The organism is Methanobacterium veterum (genome assembly GCF_000745485.1).
Classification (GTDB): domain Archaea; phylum Methanobacteriota; class Methanobacteria; order Methanobacteriales; family Methanobacteriaceae; genus Methanobacterium_D; species Methanobacterium_D veterum.
Window position 1 is genome coordinate 49,157 of sequence record NZ_JQJK01000008.1, and the last position, 15,327, is coordinate 64,483.

The window sequence follows — 15,327 nt, forward strand, 5'->3', positions numbered from 1 at the left end:
ATAATTAATTATTAATTATTATTTAAGTAGTCTATTACTTATTAAAAATAAAATTAAGTATAAAAGGAGGTTATGAAAATATTAAATCGAAATAAAATACCACTAATTCTTTTATTAATCAATCTTTTTGTTATTTTAGTTACTATATCCAGCGTTAGTGCAGATTCAACTGTTTATGTTAATGCAACAGTAGGATCTGACTTTAATCCAGGTACAAGTAATTTACCCTATCTTACAATAGGTAAAGGGATAAGCAGTGTTGATGAAAATGGAACAGTGCAAATTGCAGACGGAATTTATAGTGATGAGGGGAATACAAATCTCACAATCAGTAAAAACATGACTATTATTGGTCAAAGTCGGGATAAAACTATCATAAATGGAACAGGCACTAACTGGATATTTAATGTTAGTAATGATGTTAATTTTACGATCCAAAATTTGACAATTATCAATGGGACAGCTTACAATGGCGGTGCAATTGACAACCAGGGTACTTTAAATACAGGAAATTGTACCTTCGACAGCAATAATGCTGTTAATTACGGTGGTGCCATATACAATAGTGGCACTATCAATTTGAATGATTGTATTTTCACAGGTAATGCTGCATATGAAGGCGGGGCCATATACAATGATCATGGCATTAGTACTTTAAGTAGCTGTATTTTAACAGGTAACACAGCTGATGCTGCGGGTGCTATCTACAACTACAGAAGCAGTACTAATATAACTTCCAGTACACTTAACAACAATACTGCAGCTTATGGTGGTGCTATCTACAATACTGAGGGTTCATGTACCTTGCATTTTAACCGTATCGTCATGAACACTGCAGATTACGGTGACAATATTTACTGCGGTAGTGGCAGTAAATTAAATGCAGAGTACAACTGGTGGGGTTCTAACGATGATCCATCTGTAAAAGTTATTGGTGCTAAAGTTTCAAAGTGGTTAGTTTTAACTGTAAATTCAAGTTCAACCCTTATTAAAGGTAATGAATTTTCAAATATACTTGCAGACTTACTGCATGATAATACAGGCATTTACCAGGACCCTGCAAGCGGCCATATTCCAGATGGAATAAACATAATATTTGACACAACTTTAGGAACTATAGACAGTCCCGTATCCTTAGTTAATGGAGCTGCACAATCAATTTTAAAAGCTGGATCAACAAGTGGTGCTGCCAGTGTTTCAGCTGCAGCAGATAGTCAAACATCTTATACATTAGTTAATATAGATGCCACATCACCAACTGTAACAACTATTGATCCTTCAAATAACACCAAAACAAACAGTACTCCCCAAGTAATTACTGTTACTTTCAGTGAACCAATACAGGCAGGCAGTGCTTATGATGGCATATCCGTTACAGGCCCATCAGGAACTTTTCCAATAACTAAAAATATCATTGGAAGTACTTTAACCTTAACTTTAGATTCAAGCTGTATTGACGGAAATTATAGTGTAAATATTCCAATAAATGCAGTAAAAGATTTAGCAGGTAACAGTTTAGCATCTGTTTTTACTTCAACTTTTAATCTGGATACAAGGGTACCCACAGCAAATGCTAGTGTTAAAACTGGATCATACAACGTTACTAAGACAATTACTTTAAATATGAATGAATCAGGACTATCTATTACACTACAGATGGAACTGCACCAACTACTGCAAGCAAAATCTACAAAGCACCACTTATAATAAAATCTACAACCACTTTGAAGTTCATGGCCGTTGATAAAGCCGGAAATAAATCTCCAGTTTATACTGAAAAGTACACTATTGATAAAACAGCCCCTAAAGTGACTTTAACTACTCCTAAAAACGGTGCTACAGGTGTTTCAAGGACAGCCACCATTACTATCAAATTCAGTGAAAACATCAAATCAAGCGTTAACTGGTCAAAAATATACATTAAAAACATGAATACAGGACAAATAGTTTTCATTGGTAAATCAATAAAAGGTAACACGCTTTCTATCAAAATGACCTATAAACGATACCCTTCTAAATGGTATCAGGTTTACATTCCAGCTAAAGTAGTAAAAGACAGTGCAGGTAATAATTTAGCTGCAGGTTATATATTTAAGTTTAAAACTGGAAAATACTAAACATTTTTTTTCTCCTTTCTTTTTTAATTCTTTGATAATAAATTTTAAAATAGAAACCAGAATATTAAGTAAATTAAAATAAAAATTGATTTTTAAACTCCTTTTAATACTTTAATTTCGAATAAATGTGCAAAAGCATATTTATACTTTGTTTAACACATTTGAATATATAGCAAAATCGCTCATGTCAATGATCATGTGCACACTTCATGATTTATGTTAAATTATAATATCAATTAATTATATGAAATTATATTTAGAAGTGTAATTTACTTAACCATATAACTCATAAAAATTCAAAGTAATATCGGCACAACCATTTAGACATGAGCGAGCAAATTTAGTACTGTTAAATTAAACTCGACAAAAGTTTAAAAAAAATTACGATTATGAATTCCTCAAAATCTTTGATTTTTGAGTGTTAAAACAATAAAAAGTGTAGATTAAAATGGGTAAATTGAAAAAATTAACTGATGAAGACCTCGATAAAATCTCAGAAATTGCTGTATCATCAGCTCAAGATTTCGTCCTGTCTAAAATCTCTAAAAAAGAGATTAATGATATCGATATCGACGTAGAGATTAACTACGAAGACGTACTGGATGTAAACATTACCGTTAACCTTTTATTTGATGAACTTTCTGCTGCAGATACAAAAATTGCAGATGAAGCGGCCGATCATGCTCTTTTAGAGATTGAAAAGTTTTTAGATAAAATCTAATTTAATTTTCTATTCTTTTAGTTTTTCAAATTAAATGTCCAGATCTTGTTTTAAAAAACATAGAAATTATTAAATACCAAAAAAACTAATTTTATAATAGTAATAAAAAAAGTAAAAATAGTATTAAAATTAATAAATTAGCTTAATGTTTACCAAGCCCCTCCTTAAAACTCCATCAAGTTTAGGGATCTAAATACCATTAGATCCCTAAATGGAGTTGTTAAAAATTATAGGGCATCTAAATAAAGAATATTTTCGCTCAAATGTATAGATGCCCTCTTAATTTTTTAAAACAAATTTTAATTTTACATTATATCTTTATTTAAATAAGTAGCCACCATAATACTAATTCTATTTTCAATTAACTAAAGTAACATAAACAAATAATTATTTACATGACTCCATGCATGAGCAAATTCAAATAAAAGTTAATGGATCGTATAAAGTTTACTGCACATAAACAATTCTTACTTAAATAATTAGAATAATACAAGTTTATATAAAAATATAGATTAGTTTAACATTAAACAAGTAAACCTAATTCTAAATAAAAGTCAATGGATTGAATAGATTCTTAGACTTAAATAATTAGAGTATACAATTTTATATAGAAGATTTATTTAACACTAAACAGTTCAAAAAAAAACCTAATTCTAAATAAAAATCAATGGATTGAATATTATATGATAATACCAGTTTTAGATCTTAAAAACGGAATCGCAGTATCTGGAAAGTCAGGTAAAAGAGAAACATACAAACCACTTAAAACAGTGTTCCATGAATCAGCTTCTCCGGAGGAAATTGCAAAATCTTTGAGGGATGCAGGTGCAGTTAGAATATATATAGCCGATTTAGACTCAATAGAAAATAGAAAATCTAACTTCGATGTTATCCGAAAAGTAAACAAGCATATCCCTGTGATGCTTGACTGCGGCGCAAAAAGTGTCTCCGATGTTCAAAAAGCACTTGAAGCAGCCGATAAAGTGATTATTGCAACAGAAACCCTGGAAAATATGGATGAATTAAACAATATTTTTGATAAATTTGACAAAAATAGACTAATCATAAGTATAGACATAAAAGACGGAAAAATATTTAGCAAATGCTTAAATATAGACGTAAACTATTTTATAAGAAAAATAGAAGAATTAAACCCTCAAGAAGTTATATTACTGGACATCTCTCAAGTTGGAACAGAAAAAGGTGTAAATGAAGAGCTTATAAAAAAGTTTTTAAAACTCCCTTTAATTATAGGTGGAGGAATAACTTCCAAAGATATCCCTAAACTTGAAAAACTGGGGATAAACAAATTTTTAGTTGGTTCTGCATTACATAATGGAAAACTAGCCCTTAAAATTTAAAATTATTCAGGTAAATAAAATGTCAACTATAACCCTGATAGGCCCCATAACAAATGATACCATCGTAAAAGATAGTTCAACATACAAATCTATAGGCGGAGCAGTCTACTACCAGTCCAGTGTTTTGGAACGTCTGAAAATAAATACAAAAGCCATAATAACACTTTCTAAAAAAGATGAAGAATTACTAAACGCTTTTCGGGAGAACATAGAACTTTTCCCCATATTTACTGGTGAAACAATAAAGTTTCAAAATATTTATCCAGATAATAACCCCAATCACAGAATACAGAAAGCCCACATACCATCAAACCCCATAAAAGTTAAAGATATCACATCTTTAGACTTAGAAAACAGCAATGCCGTACTTTTAGGCCCATTATGTCCATATGATATTCCACTTGAGACATTCAAATATTTATCCCAATTAAAAATTCCCATATATCTAGGTGCGCAGGGATATTTAAGGCATTTAAAAGGCGAAAAAATTGTTTTAAGGCCATGGAATGGCTTTCAAAAGTTCCTTAAATTTGTAAATATTCTATTTATAGATGAAAATGAAGCAAAAACAATTTTGGGTACTCAAATTTCCCTGGATCATGTTGCAAAAACATTAGCTTCATTTGGACCAGAAGAAGTTATTATAACACAAGGAAGTAATGGATCAACGATTTATTCTAAAAAATTAGATGAAATATACAGGATTCCTGCATTTTCCCCGCAAAAAATAGAAGACCCTACAGGTCTTGGGGATACGTACATGGCATCGTATGCTGCACAAAAAATTGAAACAGAAGATCCAAGAATATGCGGGAAGTTTGCTTCTGCAGCATCGGTTATAAAGCTTGAAAATAAAGGGGCATTCAACGGAAATAAAAAATTAATCCACAAAAGATGTACAAATCACAAAATGGATCCCAATTAATTAATCATCTTAAAAATAGGAGCAGTGCTAATAAATAAAAAAATAGGGGCCTTTAAAATCCTAAAATGAAAGGTAAGATTACAAAAGGCAGGATACCTGCAACAAAGAAAAGGCCTACTCCCAAAAATGTATATTCCTTTTTTTTGTCCATTATACCTGAAGCAATGAGCAGTACCGCGAAAAATCCCATTACTGGCGGAATTATGTGCGAGAATATTAGATATGCGCTAGCAAGTGCATTTGTCACTTTAGATCACCTGTAAATTAATTAATTTGAAAATGTTATTTAGTTTTCCCTCTTTATTTAATTACATTGATTTTCTAATTTAAAGTTTTTCAGCTTAGCCTACAAAGCCCCACTGAAATAAAAAATTTCAGCTTAGCCTACAAAGGCCCCACTGAAATAAAAAATTTCAGCTTAGCCTACAAAGGCCCCACTGAAATAAAAAATTTCAGCTTAGCCTACAAAGGCCCCACTGAAATAAAAAATTTCAGCTTAGCCTACAAAGGCCCCACTGAAATAAAAAATTTCAGCTTAGCCTACAAAGGCTCTACCGAAACAAGTTTACTGTGGACGATATACGCTGCTCGGGAATATCCAGTAGGCCAACAGGTTATCAACCATAATTCAGGCGTACTTGTTGACTGATAATCAATTGAAACACCTTTAACTCCCCACCTTATATCGTTCCCATTAGATGTAACTTCATAGGTGTATTTCTTTTGAGTTAAATAATCTTTAATTATTAAAGGATCTCCAACTTTTAACTGAGTTATTCCGCTGAATGGAGCAGAATGTGTTGTATGATGGCCCATGAGAGCAGTTTGTCCGTTTGTTCCAGGATAGTAACTGGTTGGTACAAAGTAAACTCCAGGATCATTTACAGAGTGTGATGTTAGCTCCCAGTCTCCACCTATAGTAGGCATTATAAGTTCAGCCCATCCCATAACCTTATTGTTATTAGTTACATTGTCATTTACTTTAATACTGTTAATTATGGTATTTAATTCATCTCCAGCGGCACTGACGTCTAATCCAGAACTGCCTGTACTACCCGTACCAGTGTAAATTATACCGTAAATTGCATTGTTTTTCTGGAACCATACCTCTTTTCGTAGTTTTGATACATTGCCGTCCTGTATTTTGTAATCACTTTCATAACCAGTGGTTCCATTTATGGTAACATTTTTAGTAGATACAAGCTGGAAATTTTCATCAACAGTTCCAATACCATTCGACTGAACCTGGTTAGCTAAATTATACCCTTTAGGTATACGTTCTTTAACAACTGTGATATTTAATCCAGAATTATCTGAAAATGACGTAATATTGGATCCCGTTCCATTAACTTCAGTCAGGGCCCCAGGGTAATCAAAAGAGATTTCCCCATTGTCAAAATGTTTTGCCTGTGTTCCCAGGCCATTGTTACCCAAATTCACCGCGAAAATAATAATAACCACAATGGCCAGTAAAATTATTAAATAAGTGTTCAAACGTTTCAATTTATTAATCTCTCCCCTAGTCTTGATGCTATATAATGCAGTTACTTTTAAGTTTCATTACTTATTAAAGTTATTATAAGTAATAACTGATCTCAACCTTTAAAATAAATTCATAATTATTGAAAAGGGTGTATCAACTTAGTTTCCTATATATTATTTATAAAATATAATTAAAATAATTTACACTTCAAAATTAAAAATAAGCAACCCCTAAGTTTATGCAATGGTAACAGTTTAAGCACAAAACAGCTGCTGAAATGTTATTCAGCTAAATTTAAAGAACACGGAATGAAAACATGAAAACTAAAATTTTATCATGGAATGTAAACGGTTTAAGAGCCGTACACAAAAAAGGATTCATCGAATGGTTTCAAACTGAAAGTCCAGATATATTATGCGTTCAAGAAACAAAAGCTGCCAGAGAGCAGCTTCCCCGAGCATTAAAAAGTATTGAGGGATACCATGCTTATTTCTGCGAGGCAGAAAAGAAAGGCTACAGCGGCGTGGCCATATACAGCAAAACAAAGCCAAAAACTGTAGAATACGGTTTCGGAATCCCTAAATTTGACAGCGAAGGCAGGATACTGATTGCAGATTACGATGATTTTGTCCTCCTCAACATATATTTCCCCAACGGCAAAATGTCAGATGAAAGGCTTGCCTACAAGTTAGAATTCTACGACGCACTCCTTAATTATGCCAATAAATTAAAAGAAAACGGTAAAAACGTGGTAATCTGCGGGGACCTGAACACTGCACATAAAGAGATAGATATTGCAAGGCCAAAGGCAAATGAAAAAAATTCAGGTTTTTTACCTGTAGAACGTGCCTGGATTGACAAATTCCTAAATAATGGCTATGTTGATACACTCAGACTGTTCAATAAAAACCCCGAACAGTATACATGGTGGAGTTATAGAGGCGGTGCTAGAAGTAGAAATGTAGGGTGGAGACTTGATTACTTCTTTGTAAATGAAGAGTTTAAAGATAAAATAAAATTTGCGTACATACTTCCAGAGGTAATGGGTTCTGACCACTGCCCGGTAGGTTTGGATATTGAATTGAAATAATTATCAATATCTTACCTTTATTTTAAATGAGTTTAAAAAAATTCATAGCCCATTTTTTAAATCCAGTTTTAATTTATTATACAAATTAGTAACAGGCACATAATAAGAAAAAATATAAATCTTAGTTTTAATTATAAAGATGAAAAGAAGCTTAAAACTTGAATTTAAAATAATGACATGTTTTATAATAATTTCGCGCGAATTATAAATAAAATATGGAGTTTTTATTTGATTCTTATTTTGACTCAAAATAACTAGGAAACAACCAATGATAGAAAAGGTATTAAACTCATTGAAATCAAAAAAATGGTATAAAAACAGGGTAGAACATATACGTGTTTTAAAACCACAAGAAGCAGTCTATGGAGACACCAAAGCTGTTTTACCACAATTTATAAAGAATTATTTGCACAAAAATAATATAAAACTTTATAAACACCAGTGCAGCGCCATAGACCTGCTTCGAGGTGGGAAAAATGTGATTATAACCACCCCTACTGCATCTGGTAAAACTCTTGCCTTCAATATACCTATTTTTGAAAAGTTAAGTCAGGATAAGAATGCTACAGCGCTTTATATTTACCCCGCAAAAGCGCTTGCAAACGACCAGCTCAAATCAATGAAGGAGCTTGAGAAGTACTGCGGAATGAGCTTTAATCCAGAGGTATATGACGGGGACACTACACCTACTAAAAAAAGGAAAATTAGAAAGGATTCCAGGATAGTTATAACCAACCCCTATGAACTGCACAATGTTTTACCATGGCACCACCAGTGGGAAAACTTCTTCAGCAACCTTAGATTTGTTGTAATAGATGAAGCACATCAATACAGGGGTGTTTTCGGATCCAATGTAGCGTTCTTGATGAGGAGATTTCAGAGGATTTGCAATTACTACGGCTCTAACCCTCAATTTATTTTATCCACAGCTACCCTTGCAAACCCTGTTGAATTCAGTGAAAAATTAACAGGCCTTAAATTTAATTTAATATCTGAGGATAGTTCACCCAAAGGAAAAAAACATTTTATTTTTTATAATCCTTATTATGACGGTGTAGGAAAGACTACAACACACGTAGAATCTCAGGGCCTGTTCCAGTTGTTTGTATTGAATAATCTACAAACCCTCTGTTTTACCACATCCCGAAAAATGGCAGAATTAATTGCAAGGCGTTCTAAAAAAGAAATTAGTGAAATTGATGAATCACTTGTAAATAAAATCTCTGCATACAGAGCAGGGTATCTGGCAGAAGATAGGCGTAAAATAGAAGATAATCTTAAAAACGGCAAATTAAGAGGAGTAACTGCTACAAACGCCCTTGAATTAGGTATAAATATTGGTTCGCTGGACAGCGTCATCATATCAGGTTACCCCGGTACATTAATGTCAGTGTGGCAGCAAGCTGGAAGAGCGGGCAGGGGGACTTCTGATTCCCTCGTGACATTTGTTGCCTTTCAAAATCCTCTGGACCAGTACTTTATGAAACACCCTGATATTTTCTTTGACAAGCCCCATGAGCATGCCATAATTGACCTGTCCAATTTCCAGATCATAAAAGGGCATTTGATGTGCGCTGCAAAGGAGATGCCTGTAAAACCTAATATGATGAAAATTGACTTTGAAACAGGTGTAGAAGACCATTTAAAATCATTGATTGGTTCCAGGTTAATTGAAAAGACAAATAAAGGATGGGTCTACAGCGGATCAGAATATCCTCCATTTAAGGTTAACCTTGGAAATACTTCAGATGAAATATTTAAAGTGTACTACAAAGGGGAAGTCCTTGAAACCATGGATAAACGGCAGGCATACACTGAAGCACACCATGGAGCAGTTCTGATTAACCAGGGCGAAACTTACATTGTAAGGGAATTTGACCTGGCTAAAAACGTCATAAAAGTAGTTAAAAAAGATGTAAACAGCCATACAAGCGTGCAAAAAGACATTGATATTAAAATATTTAAAGAAATTGAAAAAAGGGAAATCGGAAATCTGAACGTATCATTTGGAGAACTTAAAGTAAGTGAATATTACCCAAAATATAAGGTATTAGAAAAGAGCAAAGTTGTCAGCGTGCGGAACCTTAAATTACCGCCAATTCAGTTTAAAACAAAAGGTATGTGGTTTACTCTACCTGAAAGTATAGCAGAAGGCCTCAGATGTGCTATAGATCGAAAAGAAATTTTTGAAGGTGGTATCCACGGCCTTGAACATGCCATGATAGCTATTATTCCGTTTCACGTTATGTGTGATAGATTTGATATAGGTGGAGTTTCCACACCCAGCCACCCCGATACAAAAATGGCAACAATTTTCATTTATGATGGATTTGAAGGTGGTATTGGATTAACTGAGAAAGCATTCCATTTAATTGAAGAAATAACCCGCATGACTTATGAACTTGTAAGGGATTGTACCTGTGAAGAGGGATGCCCGGCATGTATATACTCACCAAAATGCGGCAACGATAATAAACCACTTGATAAAGAAGGTACTCTTTTTATACTTGAACAGATGTTTGATTTAATGGAAATGGAAAGATAAATTTTGTTGAAATATTTTTATTAAAGTAAATATTAATATAAATAAAGAATTATCTAAAAATAGAGTTAATACAAAAATAAAATTAAATCACAGAGGATTAACCAATGGGAAACAGGATGAACGAAGGATTTAAATTATATATGGAAGGTAATGTTGAAATTGAATTATTTGACGATGATTTAATGATCTTCAGCGTGCATGGTTCCAGAGATGATACTTATCAGGTCAGCATGAATGAAAATATGTGGCTTTGCGACTGTGATGATTATCAGTACAGAAGTGAAAAAGAGCCAGGTAGTTTCGTCTGTAAACATTTATGGGCCGCCTTCTTCAAGGTTGCTGAGCTGAAAAATGAAGATTAATTAATTTTAAGTTTTTTAAGATGCAGGTAACCGTCAAAAATCTATGATTTTTGGGCATGTAAAAATTCATAGAATTTTTACGGTTGAAAATCGTAGATTTTCAAACATCCTAATCAAAGATTAGGAAGCTGACAAAATTTTTAATTTTGTCGTGCCAAAATCTATAATTTTGGCAATGTAAAATAAAAAGTCGATCCTTTACCCAATTCAGATTCCACCCATATACAGCCGCCGTGGCGCTCGACTATCTTTTTAGCAACTGAAAGTCCAATTCCAGTTCCCTGATACTCGTCTCTTGTATGCAGTCTCTGGAATAAAGTAAAAATACGTTCAGCATATTGGGGATCCATTCCAATTCCATTGTCCTGGATGCTGAATAAATATTGATTTTTTTGAGGGTCTTTTCTTGCAGATATATGGATTTTGGGTTGTTCATTTTCTTTTTTAAATTTAATTGCATTGGATATTAAGTTTTGGAATATTTTAACAAGCTGATTTTTATCAGCAGTTACTTTAGGAAGGTCATTATGTGTAATTATCGCATTATTATTTTCAACAGTACCCCTTAAATTAAATAACGCTTCATCAAGTACTTCTACGGTATCTACTTCTTTAAATTCTTCTTGATTTGTAGAGACTCTAGAATATTCCAGTAAATCAAGGATCATGAGCTGCATTCTTTTAGCAGCTTCCACGATGTAATCCATAAATTCATCGGCATCACTATCAAACTTACCTTTATAACGCCGTTCTAAAAGCTGAGTAAAGCTTGCAATAGTCCGGAGTGGTTCCTGAAGGTCATGAGAGGATACATAAGCAAACTGCTGGAGTTCTTTATTAGAACGCTCTAAATCTTTCAATAAACCATGAAGTTCATGTTCTGCTTTTTTTTGCTCAGTTAGATCAGTTACAATTACATAATATCCATCTATTTTCTCTAAGAAGCTGATATTAATTTGAAATGTCATCAAAGTTCCATCACCAGCATCTATATAAATTTCTTCTTTACAGCTGCTGTCTGAACTACTTACAATAGGAATTTTACATTTTTTAAGCTGATCTGGAGAGATAAAATCGGTTATTGATTTTCCAATCATGTTTTCCAGCGGCATCTCAAACATTGATGCCAATTTACTATTGCAGTAATAAATAGAAAGGTCTGTAGTTAATAGAGCTACTCCCTCATTCATCTCTTCAATAAGGATCCTGTAAGCATAGTCTGAGCCTTCTAATGTGAAAACCTGAGTGCCTTTAGAACCATTTACGACAACAGCATCAACCTGACCATTTTGAATTGCATTTAAGGTCTCTTCCGCTTCATAAAGCTTTAAACGTAATTTTTCAAGTTCTTTAGAGCATTCATCACTTTTATTCATATTATCTCCGTGATATTATTATTCATCATTCTTTGATTTTAATTCCAATCCAAGTAAAAGCTTTTCCTTATTAGACATATCCCCTACAAATCTTCGAAGAGGTGGAGGTAATTCCTTAATTAGAGTCGGTGCTGCTACTATTTGCCCCTCTCTAGCAAATATGGGCTGCTGGTAAATATCAATGATTTCAAGTTCATACTGATCTTTTAAATTTTCTTCTAAAAGTTTCATAAGATTTCCAATAGCTTTCCTGGACTTTGGATTGATACCTGCTACAAAAAGACGTAGCACATACTTGTCGCCTTTTTTTTCGGCAGTAAGTGCACTTTCAAACTCATCAAATTTATTTAGATCTTTTTTACTCATTATATCACCCATATTAACATGTAGGACGTATATCTAACCCTACAAGGACTTTTTCTTCATTTTTAAGGGTACCTATGATCTTTTTAACAGGTTCTGGAAGTTTCCTGACCAGTGTTGGAAGGGCAAGAATCTGATCCCCTTTAGCAAGCTCAGGATTTTCAAGTAAGTCTATTATTTCAATACGATATTTACCTTCCAAATGTGTTTCGCAGATTTTTTTTAAATTTGAGAACGCTTCTATTGATTTTGGTGTCTGCCCAGCAACATATAACCTTAGCTCCCAAAATTCAGGACATTCTCCTCCGTCTTCATCTAAATTCATTTCAGTCCTCCTTATCTGCTTTTCTTATTTTGGCCATTTTTACTTGATCTTTTTCCAGAATTTCCTCTTTTAATGTTTCCTGCTTAATTATTCTTTCAAGTTCTTCTTCTTCAGCTTCAAATTTAGACTTGATTTCAGCTATTTGAACTTCCATTAAATTGCGTTTACGTTCAATTTCCCTTTGTTTCCTTTCAACTTCTTGTTGGCGCATTAGTTTCTGTGCTTTTTCTAATGCTATTTGAGAGATGCGTGCAGAGCCAGTTAACATTCCATAAGGTCCAATATAGACATCTTCCACTTCAATTCCATTATTAGTTATTAAAAACTCCCTTAACTGGTTTGAATGACCCATACCCCTTGATTTTATAATGTCAAGGGTACGATTTCGCTCACCATTATTTTCTCTTGATCTAAGATCAATCCAGGTATCCATTAAAGATGAAACACCTACATCAGATTCAATATGTCCCATTAATGATAGGCTCGTAGATAATGAAGTCACTTTTCTGTCTTTTAAAAAGTCAATTAAGCGCATAAGCATTGATTTAACGTCATCTAGACTCCCTACTGTGATTAAATTAGATATAGGATCAATAACAACAATATCTGGAATAAATTCATTTACCAGTTGGTATAAAGTTACAAGATGTATTTCAAGTCCATAAAGCGTTGGACGTGTTGCATGGAATTTTAAAAGGCCTTTATCAACCCACTGCCTCAGATCAAGACCAATTGATTTCATATTACGCATAATTTGCTCTGGAGATTCTTCAAATGCAAAATAAATACATTTTTCCCCATTTCTACATGCTGCATCAACAAATTGCGCTGCAAAACTGCTTTTACCAGTTCCGGCATTTCCAGTAAGAAGAACACTGCTGCCCTTATAAAATCCTTTTCCATCCATCATACTGTCAAGCCTTTCAATACCCGTTGAAACGTGCTTTTCAGATACATGGTGATCTAACCCAATGGAAGTAATTGGGAGTACAGTAATTCCCTTTTCGTCAATTAAAAATGGATATTCATTTGTACCGTGAGCTGAGCCCCTGTATTTAACTATTCTAAGATTTCGAGTAGTAATTTTATTTACAACAGGATTATTGAGCAGTATAACACAATCTGCAACGTATTCCTCCAGTCCATATCGGGTAAGTGTTTTTTCTCCACTTTCACCAGTTATAACTGCTGTAACTCCTTTATTTTTAAGCCACTGAAACAATCGGCGGAGTTCGGCACGGAGTAATGCTTCAGCACTAAATCCTGAAAAAAGAGCTTCTACAGTATCCAAAACAATCCTTTTAGCCCCTACAGAATCAATAGCATATCCCAATCTTATAAATAATCCCTCAAGATCATATTCTCCCGTTTCTTCAATTTCACTGCGCTCTATATGGACATAATCAAATGAAATTTTATTTTGATCAATAAGGTCGTTTAGATTAGGGTTCATTGAAATAAAATTTTTTTTAAGATCTTCAATAGACTCTTCAAAGGATACAAAAACTCCTGGTTCTCCCATTTCTGCTCCATGAACAATAAATTCCATTGCAAAAATGGTTTTACCACAACCTGCAGCACCACAAACTAAAGTGGGACGTCCCTGAGGTAATCCTCCACTAGTAATATCATCTAAACCTTCAATACCCGTAATAGTTTTTTCAAGTATAGATTCATCACCATTTAACAGATTTTCCACATTCGACATTCAATTTTACCTCTATTTTTTTGTAACTACCAAATAAGATGAATTTTTGGAATATGTATTATCAATTTAAAGAATAATTATGACTGATCGCTCATGTTTATGACACGTGCATGAATTATACTTTAATTAAATTATAATTTTAATTAATTATATATGAAATATCTTAAAAAGATGTAATTTACTTTGATATCCGCGTTAAATGTTTACAACATGGAAAAATCCCTCAAAAATTCATAGAATTTTTGGGGCATAGAAAACCGTAGGTTTTCTAATGTTTCTATTTTTCCTTTGAAAAAAACTTGTTTTTTTCAAACATGTAAATCTACGATTTTTACTGTCACATTGAACATAACACTTTGTGTTTGCTGTGTCAAATCACAAAAAACATAGTTTTTGCGCATTCTAAATCTTCAATTTCGATACACCAAATGCAAAACGTTTGAATGCTCCAAAAATTCGAAGCTTTTAAAAACCAAAGGTTTTGCAGCCGTGAAAAATCTATAATTTTTCACATGCCCCAAAAATCCCTCGAAATTCGTAGAATTTCGGGGCATGCGAAAACCATGTTTTTGCAGTTCAGGAAATCTTTGATTTCCTTCAACATCAAAAACCAGCGGTTTTTGAAGGCTTTGATTTTTTGAGGGAATTTTTGAGAGATTTTACAACTTCCCAAACATGAGCGATTAAAATTAATAATTAATTTATTTTTTTGTATAATATAAATATTTATTCACAAATAAATAGAAAAATGTATAAATAAGGCCCTAAAATTTATTAATCTAACTTTTGAATGAATAAACTAAATTTGTCTCTTCTAACTCTATTTTTAATTCCAATAGTACACCAATAACCGTTAATGTATAACTAAATAGTTAAGCATTTCCTGAGAAAACTTATTGAACTCAAATTATAAATTAAAATCCACATATTCACTATTTTAAAGTAACTGAT

Annotated in this window: 14 protein-coding genes; 8 read left to right on the forward strand and 6 right to left on the reverse strand. The window is 33.0% G+C overall.

Features of this window, described 5'->3' with window-relative positions:
• The first annotated feature begins 72 nt into the window (after nucleotides 1-72).
• The 5 genes from EJ01_RS17450 to EJ01_RS00325 all read left to right on the forward strand — a co-directional run bounded on the left by EJ01_RS17450 (nucleotide 73) and on the right by EJ01_RS00325 (nucleotide 5,124).
• The gene (locus EJ01_RS17450) at nucleotides 73-1,707 is read left to right on the forward strand and encodes an Ig-like domain-containing protein (protein WP_048079944.1); all 1,635 of its coding nucleotides are present in this window, start codon (nucleotides 73-75) and stop codon (nucleotides 1,705-1,707) included.
• Entirely contained in the window at nucleotides 1,686-2,117 is a 432-nt protein-coding gene (locus tag EJ01_RS17455; protein ID WP_394296576.1) for an Ig-like domain-containing protein, read from the forward strand. Before EJ01_RS17450 ends, EJ01_RS17455 begins: the two co-directional genes overlap by 22 nt.
• 448 nt (nucleotides 2,118-2,565) lie before the next feature.
• Complete coding sequence (locus EJ01_RS00315; protein ID WP_245611111.1) at nucleotides 2,566-2,838, forward strand: DUF3194 domain-containing protein; 273 nt, start codon at nucleotides 2,566-2,568, stop codon at nucleotides 2,836-2,838.
• Nucleotides 2,839-3,521: 683 nt separating this feature from the next.
• A complete protein-coding gene (locus EJ01_RS00320) occupies nucleotides 3,522-4,199 on the forward strand; it encodes a HisA/HisF family protein (protein ID WP_048079946.1) in 678 nt (225 codons plus the stop codon).
• Between the two features lie 19 nt (nucleotides 4,200-4,218).
• On the forward strand, nucleotides 4,219-5,124 hold the full coding sequence (locus EJ01_RS00325) for a PfkB family carbohydrate kinase (RefSeq protein WP_048079947.1): 906 nt from the start codon (nucleotides 4,219-4,221) through the stop codon (nucleotides 5,122-5,124).
• A 52-nt stretch (nucleotides 5,125-5,176) separates the two neighbouring features.
• On the opposite strand, the gene EJ01_RS00330 is transcribed toward EJ01_RS00325, so the two are convergent.
• Both EJ01_RS00330 and EJ01_RS16210 read right to left on the reverse strand, forming a co-directional pair.
• Entirely contained in the window at nucleotides 5,177-5,371 is a 195-nt protein-coding gene (locus tag EJ01_RS00330) for a hypothetical protein (RefSeq protein ID WP_048079948.1), read from the reverse strand.
• A 293-nt stretch (nucleotides 5,372-5,664) separates the two neighbouring features.
• Complete coding sequence (locus EJ01_RS16210; RefSeq protein WP_052375714.1) at nucleotides 5,665-6,627, reverse strand: sortase domain-containing protein; 963 nt, start codon at nucleotides 6,625-6,627, stop codon at nucleotides 5,665-5,667.
• A gap of 296 nt (nucleotides 6,628-6,923) precedes the next feature.
• Between EJ01_RS16210 and xth the strand changes: the two genes are divergently transcribed.
• The 3 genes from xth to EJ01_RS00350 all read left to right on the forward strand — a co-directional run bounded on the left by xth (nucleotide 6,924) and on the right by EJ01_RS00350 (nucleotide 10,604).
• Nucleotides 6,924-7,697: an exodeoxyribonuclease III gene (xth, locus tag EJ01_RS00340; protein ID WP_048079949.1), complete on the forward strand. Its 774-nt coding sequence runs from the start codon at nucleotides 6,924-6,926 to the stop codon at nucleotides 7,695-7,697.
• A gap of 268 nt (nucleotides 7,698-7,965) precedes the next feature.
• Nucleotides 7,966-10,242, forward strand: a complete 2,277-nt coding sequence (locus EJ01_RS00345; protein WP_048079950.1) for a DEAD/DEAH box helicase — start codon at nucleotides 7,966-7,968, stop codon at nucleotides 10,240-10,242.
• A gap of 104 nt (nucleotides 10,243-10,346) precedes the next feature.
• Nucleotides 10,347-10,604 carry an SWIM zinc finger family protein gene (locus EJ01_RS00350; protein WP_048079951.1) on the forward strand — a complete coding sequence of 86 codons (258 nt, stop codon included), beginning with the start codon at nucleotides 10,347-10,349 and terminating at the stop codon, nucleotides 10,602-10,604.
• Nucleotides 10,605-10,765: 161 nt separating this feature from the next.
• Here EJ01_RS00350 and EJ01_RS00355 read toward each other — a convergent pair whose 3' ends face one another.
• From EJ01_RS00355 to kaiC, 4 genes are read right to left on the reverse strand one after another with little or no spacing between them, the layout of a single operon-like run.
• Complete coding sequence (locus tag EJ01_RS00355) at nucleotides 10,766-11,980, reverse strand: PAS domain-containing sensor histidine kinase (protein ID WP_052375716.1); 1,215 nt, start codon at nucleotides 11,978-11,980, stop codon at nucleotides 10,766-10,768.
• A gap of 18 nt (nucleotides 11,981-11,998) precedes the next feature.
• A complete protein-coding gene (locus tag EJ01_RS00360) occupies nucleotides 11,999-12,346 on the reverse strand; it encodes a circadian clock KaiB family protein (protein ID WP_211251397.1) in 348 nt (115 codons plus the stop codon).
• Between the two features lie 13 nt (nucleotides 12,347-12,359).
• The gene (locus EJ01_RS00365; protein ID WP_048079953.1) at nucleotides 12,360-12,668 is read right to left on the reverse strand and encodes a circadian clock KaiB family protein; all 309 of its coding nucleotides are present in this window, start codon (nucleotides 12,666-12,668) and stop codon (nucleotides 12,360-12,362) included.
• Between the two features lies 1 nt (nucleotide 12,669).
• Nucleotides 12,670-14,376: a circadian clock protein KaiC gene (gene kaiC, locus EJ01_RS00370; protein ID WP_048079954.1), complete on the reverse strand. Its 1,707-nt coding sequence runs from the start codon at nucleotides 14,374-14,376 to the stop codon at nucleotides 12,670-12,672.
• Nucleotides 14,377-15,327: the final 951 nt, after the last annotated feature.

Bases quoted from the DNA above. Each gene is read 5' to 3' on its own strand.
- EJ01_RS17450 (WP_048079944.1), top strand. From the start codon at position 73: ATGAAAATATTAAATCGAAATAAAATACCACTAATTCTTTTATTAATC.
- EJ01_RS00350 (WP_048079951.1), top strand. From the start codon at position 10,347: ATGGGAAACAGGATGAACGAAGGATTTAAATTATATATGGAAGGTAAT.
- xth (WP_048079949.1), top strand. From the start codon at position 6,924: ATGAAAACTAAAATTTTATCATGGAATGTAAACGGTTTAAGAGCCGTA.
- kaiC (WP_048079954.1), bottom strand. From the start codon at position 14,376: ATGTCGAATGTGGAAAATCTGTTAAATGGTGATGAATCTATACTTGAA.
- EJ01_RS00360 (WP_211251397.1), bottom strand. From the start codon at position 12,346: ATGAGTAAAAAAGATCTAAATAAATTTGATGAGTTTGAAAGTGCACTT.
- EJ01_RS00320 (WP_048079946.1), top strand. From the start codon at position 3,522: ATGATAATACCAGTTTTAGATCTTAAAAACGGAATCGCAGTATCTGGA.
- EJ01_RS00365 (WP_048079953.1), bottom strand. From the start codon at position 12,668: ATGAATTTAGATGAAGACGGAGGAGAATGTCCTGAATTTTGGGAGCTA.
- EJ01_RS00325 (WP_048079947.1), top strand. From the start codon at position 4,219: ATGTCAACTATAACCCTGATAGGCCCCATAACAAATGATACCATCGTA.
- EJ01_RS00315 (WP_245611111.1), top strand. From the start codon at position 2,566: ATGGGTAAATTGAAAAAATTAACTGATGAAGACCTCGATAAAATCTCA.
- EJ01_RS00345 (WP_048079950.1), top strand. From the start codon at position 7,966: ATGATAGAAAAGGTATTAAACTCATTGAAATCAAAAAAATGGTATAAA.
- EJ01_RS00355 (WP_052375716.1), bottom strand. From the start codon at position 11,980: ATGAATAAAAGTGATGAATGCTCTAAAGAACTTGAAAAATTACGTTTA.